We start from the raw sequence: 15,364 nt of genomic DNA on the forward strand, positions 1-15,364 counted from the left end.
GGAAAGTGCCGCCGGCACCGTTTGCCGCGCCGGCGGCTATTCTGTCAGAGATCGTTGCTCTGCGGCAGGATCACCAGATCGCGGATGGTGATGTTGCGCGGACGGGTCAACATGAACATCACCGCCTCGGCCACCTCCACCGGCTGCATCAACCCACCGGCGGCCAGTTCCTCGTCGAGCTTTTCCTTCGGCCAATCGCTGATCAGCGCCGTCACCACCGGGCCGGGCGCCACCGCGCCGACCCGCAGCCCATGCTTGGCCACCTGCCGGCGCAGCGTGTGCACGAAGGCCTGGATAGCGTGTTTCGAGGCGGTGTAGATCGGCTCCCACACCACTGGCACCAGCCCGGCGATCGAGCTGGTAACGATGATGTCGCCGCTCTTGCGCTCGACCATATGCGGCAAAACGGCATGGACCGAGCGGAACACGGCATTAATGTTGAGGTTCAGCATGCGATCCCAGGCATCGGGATCGCCGTTCAGCACCTCGCCGCCGACATAAGCACCGGCATTGGCGTGGAAAATGTCGAGCCGGCCGGCTTTCTCCAGGATTTGCGGCATCATGCCTGCAACGCTTTTCGGGTCCATCAGGTCGACCACCACCGGGATCGCCTGAGGCCCGAGTTCCGCGCAGACGTCCTTCAGTGCCGCCTCGGCGCGGTCGACCAGCGCGACACGCGCGCCCGCCGCGATAAGGTGCCTGGCGCATTCGAGGCCGATGCCCGATGCGGCACCGGTGATCGCCGCGACTTTTCCGATAAGGTCCTGAGCCATGTCTGCCTCTTCTTGCTGGTCTTGCTTGGGAGTTGGTTCAGGCGCGGCCGTGCGAAACCCGCGATCTGCGCGCCAGCGAGTCGACGATGACTGCGATCGCCAGCACGGCGCCGGTGATCATGTATCGAAGCGATGACGACAGATCGAGCAGCGTCAGCCCGCTGGCGATCGACTGGATGACGATGATGCCAAGCAGGGCCGAATAGGCGCTGCCGCGGCCGCCGAACAGGCTGGTGCCGCCGATCACCGCCGCCGCGATGGCGTTGAGGTTGACATCGCCGGTGCCGGCCTGCTGGCTGGACGAGGCAAGGCGGGCCGCCGCCAGGATGCCGCCGGTGGCGGCAAGCATCGAGCACAGCATGAAGGCGGTGGTGTAGATATAGCGCACATTGATGCCGGCGCGCCGCGCGGCCTCGCGGTTGCCACCGACGGCATGCATCGAACGGCCCCATTTGGTGCGTTTCAGCGCATAGTTCATCGCCACGACCAGGCCGACGAACAGACCGAACATCCACGGAATGCCGCGGGCGCCGTTGAGATAGAAGACGATCGCCTCCACGGCGACGGTCACCACCACGGCGCGCACCACGAGGCTTGCCGTCGATTGCGCTGAAAGGCCCGCCTCGCGCCGCCGCGCGGCTTCGCGGTAGCCGGTGACGAAAATGGCGATACCGGCGATCGCTGCGAGCGCGTACGAGACCGGGTCGGGCATCACCATCAACTGGCCGAAATTCACCAGCGGCGATTCGTAAGGCAGGTTGATCGAGCCGGTCGAGCCCAGCAGATAAAGCTGCAGCCCGAGCACCGCGAGCAGGCCGGCCAACGTCGAAACGAAGCTCGGCATGCCGAAACGGTTGAAAAGCAGCGCGTAGATCGAGCCGATGACCGCGCCCGCCGCCATGGCCGTGACGATGGCGAAGCCGACCGGCCAGCCCTCATTGACCCACAAGACACCGACCAGCGCCGAGGCGAGGCCGCTGACGGAGCCGACGGAAAGGTCGATCTCGCCGAGCATGAGCACGCACACGATGCCGAGCGAGATGACGCCCACCGTCGAGCAGTCGAACAGAAGGTTGACCAGGTTGTTGGCCGACAGGAACACTGGGTTCAGGCTCTGGAAAACCGTCCAGATGATGGCCAGCCCGACGATGACCGGCAGCGACCCGAGATCGCCCGAACGGACCCGATCGAGAAAGGCACCGACCGAGCCCCCGATGCCTTCGGCGTGTTTGACCCGCACGTCGGCGCGGTCGAGAAGCTGCGCCTGCGGCGCGCTTTGTTGCGAATTGTCGCTCATGACGGGTTCTCCTGCGTCTGCGCAAGCCCTGCCTGACGGCGGCTTGCCCGGCGCGAAACCGAGTTGTTCTCGGCGCCGGTGATCGCGCTGACCAGTTCCTGGTTGGATGCGTCGGGATGGAAGATGCCATTGTTCTTGCCCAGCCTCAGCACCACGATGCGGTCGGCGACGGCGCGGACGTCTTCCATGTTGTGGCTGATCATGATGACGCCCAGCCCCCGGTCGCGGACGCGTTCGATCAGATCGAGCACTTCGGCGGTCTGGGCGACGCCCAGCGCGGCGGTCGGCTCATCCAGCATGATCAGCTTGGGATCGAGCAGCAGCGACCGCGCGATTGCCACCGTCTGGCGCTGGCCGCCTGACAGCGAGGCGATGGGTTCGCGCACGCTGGGGATGCGCGCCGACAATTCGTTGAGCAGTTTCCACGCCTTGATCTCCATTGACACCTCGTCCAGCCGCATCGGGCTGAGTTCCTTGCCGAGAAAGATGTTGGCGACGACGTCCAGGTTTTCGCACAGCGCGAGATCCTGGAAGACGGTGGCGATGCCGAGCCCCAGCGCCGTCGCCGGGTCCGAAAGCGCAACGGGCTCGCCCTTGAAGGTGATCGTTCCGGATGTCGGCTGGTGCACACCCGCCAGAACCTTGACCAGCGTCGACTTGCCGGCGCCGTTGTCGCCGACAAGGGCAACGACTTCGCCGGCATGGACGTCGAGATCGATATCGGTCAGCGCCGAGACGGCGCCGAATTGCTTGGAGATGCCGCGCAGGCTGAGCACAAGCTCACGTGCCGGGGTCGGCCTCTGTGATGTGTCGGTCATGATGCAAGCCTTTCCAAGAGTTCCTTTGCTCGTCGGCAGGCAAATGCCGCCCCGCCGGTCTGACGGGGCGGTTGCCGCGCCTGCGGCTACTTGGTGATGCCGAGCTTCTTGCAGCCCTCGGCATAGCGGTCGACGCAGATCTGTTCGGCGGTGGCGATCTTCTTGTCGATGATCTCCGCCTTTAGGTTCTCGGCGGTGACCACCACCGGCACGAACAGCTGCGAGGGTGTGTCGAACAGCGTCGCCTCGGCCTTCGGCGTCTCGCCCTTGAGGAGCTGAACGGCGATGTTGGCGGCGGCCGCCGCGACGATCTCGCTCGGCTTGTTGATGGTGTTGTACTGGTCGCCGGCGACGATCAGCTGCAGCGCGGCCAGTGTCGCGTCGTTGCCGGTGATCGGCGGAACCGGATTGAAGCCCGCCGCCTTGAACGCGGCGATTGCGCCACCGCCGGTACCGTCATTGGCGGCCACCACACCCAGGATTTTCCTGTCGAAGCGGGTGATCTGGCCGCTGGCCCACTGCTGGGCCTTCGGCGGCGCCCATTCTGGCGTGTCGTATTCGGCCAGGATCGGATAACCGCTCTTGTCGAGGCCGGCGTGGATGCCCTTCTTGATCAGCCCGGCCGCCGCGTCGGTCGGCGAACCGTTGATCTGCAGCACGCCGGTGCCCTCGCCGGCCTTCACGCCCTTGTCCTTCAGGTGCTTGACCAGCGATTCGGCGATCGACTTGCCGATGGCCTCGTTGTCGAAGGACACGTAGAAATCGGCCTTGGCCTTCGGGATCGGACGGTCATAGGCGATGACCTTCACGCCCTGGGCCTGCGCCTGCTTGACCAGCGAGGTGGCGGCGGTGGAATCGACGGGATCGATGACGATCACCTTGGCGCCTTGGGTGATCATCGAGTTGAACTGCTGCTGCTGGCGCGCCGCATCGGCGTCGGCGTTCTGGTAAAGTACCTTGCAGGTGGCGCAGAGCTTTTCCATCTCGGCCTTGAAGCCCGGATAGTCGTGCTCCTCATAGCGGGTCGACGCTTGGTCCGGCATCAGGAAGGCCACGGTAGCGCCGTCGGCGCTTTGCGCGAGTGCCGTTCCGCTGACGAGCGACAGGGCCAGCATGGCCAGGCCGGTCGTTTTCCATGAGTGTTTGGTCATTCCATCTTCTCCCTTAGATGACATCGTTGCAGTGTGTTGATCTGCGCTGTTCGGCAAAGGTCCGGCGGCTCTCACCCAGGTGTTTCCACGGCGTCTCCTGACCGCTCCGCGAACTTCCCCGAGAGGCAATTTCGGACAAAGGCCTCCCCTCGCGAGCCACGATCGAGCCGCTCGCGTCATGCATTTTCTTATGGGTTTCCTCCCTGGCCCTCCCTCCTAGGCGGCCTTCGCCGCGTTGATATGGTCGACGACCAGTCGCCGGAAACGCGACGGCGTCATGCCCTTCTCGGCCAGGAATTGGCGGTTGAAATTCGACAGATTGTTGAAGCCGACCTCGAAGCAGATGTCGGTGATCGGTGCCTGCTCCTCGCTCATCAGGATCTGGCAGGCGAGGTTTATCCGCAGCCGCTTCACATATTGAACCAGCGTCATGCCGGTGTGGCGGCGGAAGGTACGCGAGAACGCACTGGTCGACTGTCCGGCGATCCTCGCCAGATCGGCCTCACCGAAAGGCTGCGTCAGGTTTTCGCGCAGATAGGCGAGCGCCTTGTTGATGCCGGCCGACATATAGCCGGAAGGGTCCGGGATATAGCTTGGGCTGGCCAGCATGCGCGCGCCCTGCGCCCGGCTGAGCAGGCCGGCGATGGCCATGAAGAGTTCGATGCGGCGCACACCCTGCGCCTCCATCAATTCTTCCATCATCGGTGCCGCCTGGCGGCTCGTCTCGGTCGAGAACAATACGCCGCGCCGCGACCATTCCAGCACCGGGCCGAGCGCTGCGAGCTCCGGCAGCACCTTCATGATGTCGCCGATGAAGCCCTCGCTGAATTGCAGGATGCGGCAGCGCAACGGAATGGTCGAACCCTCGGGAACATCGCTGACCCAGTTGTGCGGAAGGTTCGGCCCCGCAAGCACGAGGTTGCCCGGTTCGAATTCACCGATGAAATCGCCGACGAAATAACGGCCGGCCGTCGCCACCACGAGGTGGAGTTCGTATTCGGGATGGAAATGCCAGCGCACCGTGCGGAACGGATAGCCGTGCGACCAGGCCTTGAACGATTCACCCTGTCGAATCTGGACGACTTCCAGGTCCGGTCCCATGCTCGTTTCCTCCGGGGCGCGAGATGGTCCTCCCGTCGCGGCCCTTTTCCCTATCGGCTGAATTCGCTTCAGCTCTGACATCTGGGAAAACGCTAATCCCATCGTCAAAACCGCGCCACCACGTTCGGCCAGCATAACCGATACTTTTTTGACCTCACAGCCGTGGATGAGGTACTGGATGCGAATATGCGAGGCCGCCGGCCTTCTCTGCGCAAGACACATGTGCGTCGCGACCGCATTCCGTTAAGCATTGGTTTACCAATCCGGCCGGCAACTGTGGCTGGCGGATCAAAACGTTTGGCCACCAGAGAGCGAGTCGAATAGCCCCGAGAGTGATCGGGCCCATCGCAAAGGCGGCTCATGGCGGACTCGGGCAACACCGTTGCTCTGGGCCGTGGTGGGTCCGATCACCCTGCCTGATCGCGCCGCCTCGATCGCCCGGCAAGGGAGCGATTTCGTCCCCCCACCGCACAACCGTCCCCGGCTTTCATAACGATCCATATATACGATCGGCCTTAGATATCATTTTACCGAACCGGCAGGTTGGGCAATGGTGCGGCCTCACAGGCGGGCCGCTGATCTGGCCCTCCGCCAATCTGGAGACTGAATGCGAACGCAGGTCGTCATCATTGGTTCGGGGCCGTCGGGCCTGCTGCTTGGCCAGCTTCTCACCAAGGCCGGCATCGACAACATCATTCTCGACCGCGTCGACAAGGAATACATCCTCGGCCGCGTGCGGGCCGGCGTTCTGGAACAAGGCACGGTCGACCTCGTCGAGCAAGCCGGCGCCGCCGCGCGCCTGCGCGAGAAAGCCCTCATCCACGAAGGGTTCTCCATCGCTTTCGACGGCCGCGACCATCGCATTGACCTCGCCAACCTGACCGACGGCAAGCACGTCACCATCTACGGCCAGACGGAGATGACGCGCGACCTGATCCAGGCACGCGAAGCGACCGGCGCGCTGACGCTCTACGATGCCCACGATGTCACGCCGCACGATTTTGCCGGCGACAAGCCACATGTCACCTATGTGAAGGACAGCATCGCCGGACGGATCGACTGCGAGATCATCGCTGGCTGCGACGGTTTTCACGGCGTCAGCCGCAAAAACGTTCCAGTCGAAGCGATCCGCACATTCGAACGGGTCTATCCGTTCGGCTGGCTGGGCCTGCTAGCGGATGTGCCGCCGGTGAGCCACGAACTGGTCTATGCCAACCACGAGCGCGGCTTCGCACTTTGCTCGATGCGCTCGACGACCCGCAGCCGCTATTATGTCCAGGTCTCGGCGGACGAGCAGGTGGAAGCCTGGAGCGACGAGCGCTTCTGGGACGAGTTGCGTCGGCGCCTGCCGCTTCATCACGCGCAAGCAGTCGTCACCGGGCCATCCTTCGAGAAATCCATCGCACCGCTGCGGTCCTTCGTTGCCGAGCCGCTGCGCTTCGGCCGCCTGTTCCTCGTCGGCGATGCCGCCCACATCGTGCCGCCGACCGGCGCCAAGGGTCTCAACCTCGCGGCAAGTGACGTGCACTATTTGTTCGAAGGCCTGCGCGAATTCTTCGCCGAGCACTCCACCGCCGGCGTCGATGCCTACTCGCGGCGCGCGCTGGCCCGGGTCTGGAAGGCCGTGCGCTTTTCCTGGTGGATGACCACCATGCTCCACCGCTTCCCCGACAGCACGGATTTCGAACGCAGGATCCAGGAAGCCGAACTCGACTATCTCACCCATTCGCGCGCGGCGGCGGCGGCGCTCGCCGAAAACTATGTCGGCCTGCCTTACTGAGGCGGGCACCAACGGAACACCTACGAACGACAGCTAGCGGGTACCGGGCACGCCGCGAAGCGCGCGCTGCATCAGCTTCATGGACTTGCCGCGCACGGTAACGGTTCCGGCCAATATGAACCCATGCCTCTCGTAATAGTACACCAATCGCGGGCTCGACGAGAAGCAATCGAGCTTGATGTATTCCCGGCCGAGCGCCCGCCCCTGGTCGACAACATAGTCTATGATCGCCTTTCCTACCCCCGCTCCGGCATATGTCCGGAGCACCGCGAACGTGTGCAGGTAAAGGCTGTCGCCGACTTCGCCGTCGCCCCAGAAGTCGCGGTCTTCGCGAAGCAGTCGAAATGCTCCGGCGGTTTCGCCTTGGACGCGTGCGAGAAACAGTTCGCGCCTCGCGATCCGTGGCAGCATCCATGCATCATCGAAGGGCGAGATCCAACTTTCAGAACCGATCGATCTCTGCCATGCGCTCGCATCCCGCAGAACGGAGGCGAATTCCTCGCGCGTTTCAGGCGCGACGGGTTCGATGAAAACCGTAGGTTCCATGGCTGGCATGGCGCCAGGACGTATCCGGCAAATCTATGACCGATCCTGCGAGGACGATGGGTTACCGCCGTTCAGCCTCCCGATCTCCCGGCAAGGTCGACCCTGCGATCGAGGACAAGCCCCTCCATGAATGCCTCGTCGTGGCTCACCACTAGCAGCGCGCCATCATAGGCTGCGAGCGCTGCTTCCAAGGCTTCGACTGCGTCCAGATCGAGGTGATTGGTCGGCTCGTCCAGCATGAGAAGCTGAGGCGGCTCGGCGCGACCCAGCGTGCAGGCCAAACCTGCGCGCAGCCTTTCGCCGCCGCTCAGGCTGCCGGCCATTCGCAACGCGTCATCAGCGCGGAACCGGAAACGGGCCAGAGCCGACCGGCACTGGTTCTCGCTTGAGCCGGGGTTCAGCCGCCGGAAATTGTCCCGCAATGAGAGGGCGGGATCGAGAATGCCCACATGCTGGTCCAGCAATGCGTGCCTCACATGCAGATCCACCTTGCCGCTACACGGTTCGAGCTGGCCGGCAATCAACGCAAGAAGCGTGGTCTTGCCGCTGCCGTTCGGTCCGGCGATCGCAATGCGCTCCGGCCCGGTGATCGCAAGGGACAGATCGCGGATGGCGGGTTGCACCGGATCGTACCCTCCCGTCAAACCGTCGAGCCGCAGAACCAGTTTGTTCGGCGGCAGGTCAGTCGAGGGTATGTCCATGCGCAGCGGCTGTTGGACCTCGAGCTTTTCGCGCGCTGCGGTAAGAGCCTCCAGCGCAACCTCATGCCGCGCCTCGCGCAAGCGGGCATTGGCGCCGCCGGAGGATTCGGCCCTTCCCTTCGCGGCATCCATCAGGATCTTGGGCTGGTCTCCCTTGGCGCGCGCCTTTTGGCCGGCGCTGTCCTTGCGCGCCTTGCGCTCGGCCACCTGCTGAGCCCGGCGATCGATTTCGACCCGCGTTCGTTCGGCGTGGGCGAGATCGTGACGGGCCGCCTCGAGCTCCTCGGCCTTGCGCGCCCGGTAAGCGCTGTAGTTGCCGCCATATCGCGTCGCGCCAAGCGTGCTCAGCTCGACTATGGCGTCCATTTCCTCGAGGAGTTCGCGGTCATGGCTGACGATCAGGGCTCCGCCGCGCCACCCTCTGATAATTTCCAGAACGGCCCCCCGTCCGGCTCTGTCCAGATTGTTCGTCGGCTCGTCGAGAAGCAGCATATCCGCCCCGGCGAAGATGAGCGCTGCAAGGCCGGCACGGGTGCGTTGACCGCCGGAAAGTGATGCCAGCGGCGTCCGCGGATCAGTATCGAGGCCGCAGCGCGACAGCGCTGCGTCGAGCCGCGCATGCAGCGTCCAGTCTGCGTCGGCCAGCTCGTCGGCGCTCGCCAGGCCGGCCTCGGCGCGATCGAGCAAAGCCAGCGCGCGCCGCGCGTCGAACAGGTCGGCGATGGTTTCACCGTCGCGCGCGCCGATATCCTGGCGCATCAGACCGAGCGTGCCGGAAACCTGAATGGCGCCCGATTGCGGCTGCAACTCGGCTTGGATCAGACGCAGAAGCGTCGTCTTGCCGGTGCCGTTGCGCCCTACGACGCCGGCGCGCTCCGCGCCGAAACTTAAATTGAGATCGGTGAAAAGCGGTGTGCCGTCAGGCGTTGACCAGCACAGATTGGACAGGGTGATGAATGCAGGCATGGGACAGGACTTCTCGCAGCGAAACCGGACGGGTGAAGGCAGCGAGGGTCAAATCCATGTTGGGGAAACTCCGGTCCATCAAAGGTCCGTATTAGCTAGGTGACGGGTTGCGGATATGCAAGGCGCCGATACCAAGCCCCGGAAAGGCTGGCGCCGGAAGATTGCCCGAACCTCCCTACTGGGGTATCGCGCCGGCCGCCTCGCGAAGGGTCTGCATCAAAAGCCCGAGTGCGAGCGTCGGCACCGAATCCGTGCGGATGGTGAGCCCGACCGGCCCCTTGGTCTCGCTGGTGTCGATCGGCAGGGTGACGAGAAACCCCTCGGCGACATCAGCTGCCACCACACCCTCCGAGATCACCCAGACGGCGTCCGTGGAGCGCACGAAGGCACGGCCGAAAGCGTGGGAGACCGTTTCTATCTGGTTCGGCCAGTTCGGCATGCCGTTGGCGATCAAAAGACGTTCCACGAACGGCCTGATGATCGAGGTCCGCGTCGGCATCAGCACCACATAGTCGACCAGGTCGGAGAAGACGAAGGCGCCGCCCGTGAGCAAAGGATGACCGGCACGCACCACGAAACGCACCTCCTCCGAATAAAGATGTTCGAAGGAAAATCCCGCCATCTGCTCCGGCGCCGCCAGCCGGCCTACCACGATGTCGAGGTCACCGACGCGCAATTGATTGAGCAGCACCGCGTTCTCGCCGGTCACGATCTTGACACGGCTGCTAGTGTTTTCGCCAAGGAACAACCGCATCGCGTGCGGCATGATGCGGGTCGAGACCGTGGGCAGCGCACCCACCCGCACCGGCGGCGCGTTGCCGAGGCTGTCGGCGGCGATCGAATCCACCCCTTGCCGCAGCGCCGAGATCGCGGCGCCCGCATGGCGCAGGAAAACCTCCCCCAGCCGCGTCACGCGAATGCCGCGCCCGTCGCGTTCCAGCACCCGCACCCCCAGCGCCTCCTCCAGCTCGCGGATGGTCTTGGTCACCGCAGGCTGGCTCACATTCAGCGTCTCGGCGGCCTTCATCACGCTTTTCTGCCGCGACACCTCGACGAATGTCTGCAGATGGCGGAACTTGATGCGCTGATCGATCATCGCGGCCATAACCCGTCAGTTAATCGTTTGGCGGAATTTATTATTTTACTTAACCAAACGAAAGGACAACAAGGAAGGCAAGGAGAGCTTGCGTGCAACTGGCGACGATCAACGGCATAGTCCTGCACCACCGTTTGACCGGGGCGCCAAGCTCCGGCCCGGTCGTCGTCTTAATCAATTCGCTGGGCACCGACTTCCGCATCTGGGACGATGTCGTCAGCCGCCTCGCCGGTGACTGCGCGACGCTGGTCTATGACAAGCGCGGCCATGGCCTGTCCGGCCTCGGCGACGCGCCGGCGAGCATCGCCACCCACGCCGCCGACCTCGCCGCCCTGCTCGACCACCTCGCCATCAGCCAGGCCGTCATCTGCGGCCTGTCGATCGGCGGCCTGATCGCACTCGATCTGCACGCAACGCGCCCCGACCTCGTCGGCGCGCTGGTTCTCTCGGACACCGCGCACAAAATCGGAACGCCGCAGTCCTGGAACGAGCGTATCGAAATTGCCAAAACCGTTGGCATCGCCGGTTTCGCCTATGGCATCATGGAAAAATGGTTCACGCCGGCCTTCCACGCTGCTCGGCCGGACGAACTAACCGCCTACCGCACCATGCTGGTGCGCCAGCCCGTCGATGGTTACGTCGCGGCCTGCGAGGCACTCCGCAGCGCCGACATGACCGAACAGGCCAGGCGCGTCTCCGTCCCGACAATCTGTGTCGTCGGCGACCAGGACGGCTCGACACCGCCGGCCCTCGTCCGCGCACTGGCCGATCTCGTGCCGGGTGCACGCTGCGAGATTGTCGCCGATGCCGGCCACATCCCTTGCGTCGAACAGCCGGATGCCTTTGCCGCGCTGCTTGGTGCCTTCATTGTGTCTTCATCCAAGAGGGGCTGACATGGCCGCGAACGAAACGGTATCGGAACGCCATCTGCTGGGGATCGAGACCCGCCGCAAGGTCCTGGGCGATGCCCATGTCGACCGGGCGGAGATGGCATCCACCGATTTCGACCGTCCGTTCCAGGACCTGATCACCGAAGCGGCCTGGGGCGCGGTTTGGTCGCGACCCAATTGGACCAAGCGCGAGCGCTCGATCGTGACGATCGCGCTGCTGGCAGCACTCGGCCATGACGAGGAAGTCGCCATGCATGTGCGCGCCACCGTCAACACCGGCGCGACGCGCGAGGACATCACCGAGGCGTTGCTGCATGTCGCCATCTATGCCGGCGTACCGGCCGCCAACCGGGCGATCCGCACCGCCAAGCAGGTGTTCGACGCGCTCGACGCAAAGGAGGTGGCCTGATCATGAGCGACCTGCCCAATCGCAAGCCCGAGACGGGAGCGTTCTTCCCGCGCGACCGCACCTGGCATCCGCCGGCCTACACGCCTGACTACAAGACGTCCGTGCTGCGTTCGCCGCAAAAGGCCTTGCTGGCGCTCGACAACACAATCTCGGAAATCACCGGCCCGGTCTTCGGCCACTCGATCATCGGCGAACTCGACAACGACCTCATCCACAATTTCGCGCGGCCGGGAGAATCCGCGATCGGCGAACGCATCATCGTTCACGGTCAGGTTCTGGACGAACGCGGCCACGGCGTGCCGGGCGCCCTGCTCGAATTCTGGCAGGCCAATGCCGGCGGCCGCTACCGGCACAGACGAGAAATTTACCTCGCGCCGCTCGATCCCAATTTCGGCGGCTGCGGCCGCTGCATCAGCGACGAGAATGGCAATTACCGTTTCCGCACCATCAAGCCCGGCCCCTACCCCTGGCCGAACGGCCCCAACGACTGGCGGCCGGCGCATATCCATTTTTCGGTGTTCGGCCACGGCTTCGTGCAACGGCTGATCACTCAGATGTATTTCGAGGGCGATCCACTCATCTGGCGCTGCCCGATCGTGCGCACCATTCCCGAGCGGCGCGCCGTCGAGCTGCTCGTCGCCCCGCTCGACATGGAAAACACCATCCCCATGGATGCGCGCGCCTACAAGTTTGATATCGTGCTGCGCGGCAGGCGCTCGACCCTGTTCGAGAACCGGCTGGACGGTAACTAGGTCGCGGCCCCGAGAAGATGATCGAAAAGTCACCTGAAATGGCGAAGAGTTCACGACCTTGATGACCCAGGCTCTCGGCTATCTGAAGGAAACGGCATCGCAGACCGCCGGCCCCTATGTGCATATCGGGCTGACGCCCAATGCTTCCGGCATCGGCGGCGTTTATGCCGCCGACCTCGGCGCCGGCATGGTTAGCGACAAGACGCGCGGGACGCGCATTTCCGTTAGTGGCCGTGTCATCGACGGCGCCGGTGCACCGTTGCGCGACGGGCTCGTCGAGATCTGGCAGGCCGACGCGGCAGGGCTCCACAACAGCCCGGCCGAGCTGCGCGGCACCGCCGATCCGAATTTTACCGGCTGGGGGCGCTGCGCCTGCGACGGCGAGACCGGCCGCTTTGCTTTCGACACCATCAAGCCCGGCCGCGTCCCCTATAGGGACCGCAGGCTAATGGCGCCGCATATCACCTTCTGGATTGTCGCCCGTGGCATCAATCTCGGCCTGCACACGCGCATGTATTTTCCAGATGAGGCCGAGGCGAACGCCGAAGACCCGGTACTGGCGCGCATCGAGCACCGCTCCCGCGTGGCGACGCTGATCGCCCGCGAAGAGGCCAGCAACAACTATGTCTTCGACATCCATCTGCAGGGCGAACGGGAAACCGTGTTCCTCGACATCTGACGCGGCGAAGATGAGCGTCAGCCCTTTCGACCATCCCATCCTCGGCGGCCTGCTCGGCGACGCGGAAGTTGCGAACACCTTCTCCGCGGCAACCGGTATCAAGACGATGCTCGACTTCGAAGCGGCCCTTGCCAAGGCCGAGGCGAAGGCGGGCGTTATAACCAAACAAGCCGCCGCCGAGATCGCCCGCGCGATCGCGTCATTCAGCCCCGATATCGATCGGTTGCGCGCCGCCGTCGCGGTTGACGGCGTCGTCGTGCCTGAACTCGTGCGCCAGTTGCGCGATGCCGTCGGCAGCGAGGCGGCGCGTCGCGTTCATTTCGGCGCCACCAGCCAGGATGTCATCGACACCAGCCTGATGCTGCGGCTGAAACCGCTGCTTGCGGCAATCGAAACGCGGCTGCAAGCTTTCATCGATGCCCTCGCCGGCATCGAGAAGCGCGATGAGCATCGTGCCCTGATGGCGCGGACCCGGATGCAGGCGGCGATCCCCATAAATGCGCGCGACCGGCTCGATGCCTGGCGACAACCCGCCAAGCGCAATCTGGAGCGTCTGCGCATTTGGTCGAAGGAAGGGCTGGCGCTGCAATTCGGCGGCGCCGCCGGCACGCTGGACCGGCTCGGCGACAAAGCGGCGGAAGTCCGCGCCGCGCTGGCCGCGGAACTCGGACTGATTGACGCCCCGCAATGGCACGGCCAGCGCGACCGGCTCGCCGAGCTAGCCTCTACCCTGTCGCTGGTCACCGGCGGGCTCGGCAAGTTCGGCCAGGATATCGCGCTGATGGCGCAGGCTGGCGACGAGATCGAACTGGCCGGCGGCGGCGCATCCTCCACCATGCCGCACAAGCAGAACCCGGTTGCGGCCGAGGTTCTCGTGACGCTCGCCCGCTTCAACGCCACCCAGCTTGCTGGCATGCACGGCGCGCTGGTGCACGAACAGGAACGGTCCGGGGCAGCCTGGACCCTGGAATGGATGATCTTCCCGCAGATGGTCGCAGCCACGGCGGCGGCAACGCGGCTTGCCGCCGCGCTTGCCGCCAACATCACCCGGCTTGGCGCTGAACAATAACCTGGGGAATATGAGAAAGGCTGATCATTTCATTTTACATTACCGAATCGTCTGTCAAAGTTTCTGGAAAGACCCGAAGGTCGTCGATGAGGGAGGAATCATGAAACGCTTGCTTTCGGCCGCGCTTTTGGCCGCGGCCATGAGCAGTGCCGCTTATGCCGACACGATCAAGGTCGGCATCGTTGGCCCGTTTTCCGGCCCCTTCGCCCTACAGGGCAAGAACTTCAAGGCAGGCATCGACGCCTATGTGGCCATCAATGGCCACAAGGTCGGCAACCACGAGGTCGAGATCATTTATCGCGACGTACCGCAGGCTGATCCGGCGCAATCGAAGGCGCTGGCGCAGGAGTTGATCGTCAAGGAAGGCGTACAGTATCTGGGCGGTTTCTATTTCACGCCGGACGCGATGGCGGCCACTCCGCTGCTCCAGCAGGCCAATGTGCCGATGGTGGTGATGAACGCCGCCGCCTCGGCGATCGTCACCAAGAGCCCTTATGTGGTGCGCACCTCCTTCACCATCTGGCAGACCGTGTCGCCGATGGCTCAGGTGGCTTTCGACGACGGTGCCAAGAAGGTCGTCACCGTCGTCGCCGACTATGCGCCCGGCCATGACGCGGAAGCGGCCTTCAAGGCCGGCTTCGAGAAGGCCGGCGGCGCTGTGGTCGAACAGTTGCGCATGCCGATGTCGACCGCCGACTTCTCCCCGATCATGCAGCGTATCAAGGATTCCGGTGCCGATGGGCTGTTCGTGTTCCTGCCCTCCGGCCCGCCCACGCTCGGTTTCGTCAAGGCCTACAACGAGAACGGCCTGAAGGCGGCCGGCATCAAGTTCTTCGCGCCAGGCGACCTGACCCAGGAATCCGACCTGCCGGCGCTCGGCGAAAGCGCGCTCGGCCTGCAGACGACGTTCCATTATGCCGTCTCGCATGACTCACCCGAAAACAAGGCCTTCGTGACGGCGGCGAGCAAGGCGATCGGCAACCAGGCCGAACTCTCCTTCCCGGCGGTCGGCGCTTATGACGGCATGCACGTCATCTACAAGATGATTGAGGCAACCGGCGGCAAGCAGGATGCCGAGAAGGCGGTCGGTGCCGTCAAGGGCCTGTCCTGGACGAGCCCGCGCGGCCCGGTCTCCATCGACCCGGAAAGCCGGCACATCGTCGAGAACATCTATCTGCGCGAAGTCACCAAGGCAGCGGACGGAACCTACTACAACAAGGAAATCCGCACTTTCGAAAAGCAGGGCGATCCTGGCCTCGCCGCCAAGAAATAGGCCTGTTCGAGCCCGGCCGTCCCGCCGCTGCCATCCTAACGCGCGGCGGGCTGCCGATCCCTG

The 15,364-nt window shown here is 64.3% G+C and carries 15 protein-coding genes; 7 read left to right on the top strand and 8 right to left on the bottom strand.

The genetic code is table 11. The features are described 5' to 3' along the window. Positions 1-44: 44 nt before the first annotated feature. The 5 genes from QFZ88_RS05695 to QFZ88_RS05715 all read right to left on the bottom strand — a co-directional run bounded on the left by QFZ88_RS05695 (position 45) and on the right by QFZ88_RS05715 (position 5,140). Complete coding sequence (locus tag QFZ88_RS05695) at positions 45-773, bottom strand: SDR family oxidoreductase (protein ID WP_024923550.1); 729 nt, start codon at positions 771-773, stop codon at positions 45-47. A 37-nt stretch (positions 774-810) separates the two neighbouring features. After that, positions 811-2,070, bottom strand: a complete 1,260-nt coding sequence (locus QFZ88_RS05700; protein ID WP_024923551.1) for a sugar ABC transporter permease — start codon at positions 2,068-2,070, stop codon at positions 811-813. Continuing rightward, a complete protein-coding gene (locus QFZ88_RS05705) occupies positions 2,067-2,888 on the bottom strand; it encodes an ATP-binding cassette domain-containing protein (protein ID WP_024923552.1) in 822 nt (273 codons plus the stop codon). Before QFZ88_RS05705 ends, QFZ88_RS05700 begins: the two co-directional genes overlap by 4 nt. Positions 2,889-2,974: 86 nt before the next feature. Beyond that, positions 2,975-4,039, bottom strand: a complete 1,065-nt coding sequence (locus QFZ88_RS05710; protein ID WP_024923553.1) for a sugar ABC transporter substrate-binding protein — start codon at positions 4,037-4,039, stop codon at positions 2,975-2,977. Between the two features lie 216 nt (positions 4,040-4,255). After that, positions 4,256-5,140 carry an AraC family transcriptional regulator gene (locus tag QFZ88_RS05715; protein WP_024923554.1) on the bottom strand — a complete coding sequence of 295 codons (885 nt, stop codon included), beginning with the start codon at positions 5,138-5,140 and terminating at the stop codon, positions 4,256-4,258. Positions 5,141-5,747: 607 nt separating this feature from the next. Between QFZ88_RS05715 and pobA the strand changes: the two genes are divergently transcribed. After that, positions 5,748-6,920 carry a 4-hydroxybenzoate 3-monooxygenase gene (gene pobA / locus QFZ88_RS05720; RefSeq protein ID WP_024923555.1) on the top strand — a complete coding sequence of 391 codons (1,173 nt, stop codon included), beginning with the start codon at positions 5,748-5,750 and terminating at the stop codon, positions 6,918-6,920. 33 nt (positions 6,921-6,953) lie between these two features. Here the strand turns inward: pobA and QFZ88_RS05725 are convergent, their stop codons facing one another. The 3 genes from QFZ88_RS05725 to pcaQ all read right to left on the bottom strand — a co-directional run bounded on the left by QFZ88_RS05725 (position 6,954) and on the right by pcaQ (position 10,229). Beyond that, positions 6,954-7,475: a GNAT family N-acetyltransferase gene (locus tag QFZ88_RS05725; protein WP_024927237.1), complete on the bottom strand. Its 522-nt coding sequence runs from the start codon at positions 7,473-7,475 to the stop codon at positions 6,954-6,956. Between the two features lie 62 nt (positions 7,476-7,537). Then, complete coding sequence (locus QFZ88_RS05730) at positions 7,538-9,133, bottom strand: ABC-F family ATP-binding cassette domain-containing protein (RefSeq protein WP_024923557.1); 1,596 nt, start codon at positions 9,131-9,133, stop codon at positions 7,538-7,540. 175 nt (positions 9,134-9,308) lie between these two features. Further along, a complete protein-coding gene (gene pcaQ, locus QFZ88_RS05735) occupies positions 9,309-10,229 on the bottom strand; it encodes a pca operon transcription factor PcaQ (RefSeq protein ID WP_024923558.1) in 921 nt (306 codons plus the stop codon). A gap of 92 nt (positions 10,230-10,321) precedes the next feature. Here pcaQ and pcaD point away from each other — a divergent pair, with 92 nt between their 5' ends. The 6 genes from pcaD (at position 10,322) to QFZ88_RS05765 (ending at position 15,301) form a co-directional block, all read left to right on the top strand. After that, the gene (gene pcaD, locus QFZ88_RS05740; RefSeq protein ID WP_024923559.1) at positions 10,322-11,122 is read left to right on the top strand and encodes a 3-oxoadipate enol-lactonase; all 801 of its coding nucleotides are present in this window, start codon (positions 10,322-10,324) and stop codon (positions 11,120-11,122) included. 1 nt (position 11,123) lies between these two features. Beyond that, complete coding sequence (gene pcaC, locus QFZ88_RS05745; RefSeq protein WP_024923560.1) at positions 11,124-11,528, top strand: 4-carboxymuconolactone decarboxylase; 405 nt, start codon at positions 11,124-11,126, stop codon at positions 11,526-11,528. Positions 11,529-11,530: 2 nt separating this feature from the next. Then, entirely contained in the window at positions 11,531-12,280 is a 750-nt protein-coding gene (gene pcaH / locus QFZ88_RS05750; protein ID WP_024923561.1) for a protocatechuate 3,4-dioxygenase subunit beta, read from the top strand. Positions 12,281-12,341: 61 nt separating this feature from the next. After that, positions 12,342-12,959, top strand: a complete 618-nt coding sequence (gene pcaG / locus QFZ88_RS05755; protein ID WP_024923562.1) for a protocatechuate 3,4-dioxygenase subunit alpha — start codon at positions 12,342-12,344, stop codon at positions 12,957-12,959. Positions 12,960-12,969: 10 nt separating this feature from the next. Continuing rightward, the gene (locus QFZ88_RS05760; protein WP_024923563.1) at positions 12,970-14,028 is read left to right on the top strand and encodes a 3-carboxy-cis,cis-muconate cycloisomerase; all 1,059 of its coding nucleotides are present in this window, start codon (positions 12,970-12,972) and stop codon (positions 14,026-14,028) included. A gap of 100 nt (positions 14,029-14,128) precedes the next feature. Next, the gene (locus QFZ88_RS05765) at positions 14,129-15,301 is read left to right on the top strand and encodes an ABC transporter substrate-binding protein (RefSeq protein ID WP_024923564.1); all 1,173 of its coding nucleotides are present in this window, start codon (positions 14,129-14,131) and stop codon (positions 15,299-15,301) included. Positions 15,302-15,364: the final 63 nt, after the last annotated feature.

Origin of the sequence: Mesorhizobium sp. YL-MeA3-2017, from assembly GCF_030814575.1 — a bacterium.
GTDB classification, from domain to species: Bacteria; Pseudomonadota; Alphaproteobacteria; order Rhizobiales; family Rhizobiaceae; genus Mesorhizobium; species Mesorhizobium terrae.

Coding starts and splice junctions, on each gene's coding strand:
- QFZ88_RS05700 (WP_024923551.1), bottom strand. CDS start 2,070: ATGAGCGACAATTCGCAACAAAGCGCGCCGCAGGCGCAGCTTCTCGAC.
- QFZ88_RS05725 (WP_024927237.1), bottom strand. CDS start 7,475: ATGCCAGCCATGGAACCTACGGTTTTCATCGAACCCGTCGCGCCTGAA.
- pcaQ (WP_024923558.1), bottom strand. CDS start 10,229: ATGATCGATCAGCGCATCAAGTTCCGCCATCTGCAGACATTCGTCGAG.
- pcaG (WP_024923562.1), top strand. CDS start 12,342: ATGACCCAGGCTCTCGGCTATCTGAAGGAAACGGCATCGCAGACCGCC.
- QFZ88_RS05765 (WP_024923564.1), top strand. CDS start 14,129: ATGAAACGCTTGCTTTCGGCCGCGCTTTTGGCCGCGGCCATGAGCAGT.
- pcaC (WP_024923560.1), top strand. CDS start 11,124: ATGGCCGCGAACGAAACGGTATCGGAACGCCATCTGCTGGGGATCGAG.
- QFZ88_RS05710 (WP_024923553.1), bottom strand. CDS start 4,039: ATGACCAAACACTCATGGAAAACGACCGGCCTGGCCATGCTGGCCCTG.
- QFZ88_RS05730 (WP_024923557.1), bottom strand. CDS start 9,133: ATGCCTGCATTCATCACCCTGTCCAATCTGTGCTGGTCAACGCCTGAC.
- QFZ88_RS05705 (WP_024923552.1), bottom strand. CDS start 2,888: ATGACCGACACATCACAGAGGCCGACCCCGGCACGTGAGCTTGTGCTC.
- pcaH (WP_024923561.1), top strand. CDS start 11,531: ATGAGCGACCTGCCCAATCGCAAGCCCGAGACGGGAGCGTTCTTCCCG.
- QFZ88_RS05760 (WP_024923563.1), top strand. CDS start 12,970: ATGAGCGTCAGCCCTTTCGACCATCCCATCCTCGGCGGCCTGCTCGGC.
- QFZ88_RS05695 (WP_024923550.1), bottom strand. CDS start 773: ATGGCTCAGGACCTTATCGGAAAAGTCGCGGCGATCACCGGTGCCGCA.
- QFZ88_RS05715 (WP_024923554.1), bottom strand. CDS start 5,140: ATGGGACCGGACCTGGAAGTCGTCCAGATTCGACAGGGTGAATCGTTC.
- pobA (WP_024923555.1), top strand. CDS start 5,748: ATGCGAACGCAGGTCGTCATCATTGGTTCGGGGCCGTCGGGCCTGCTG.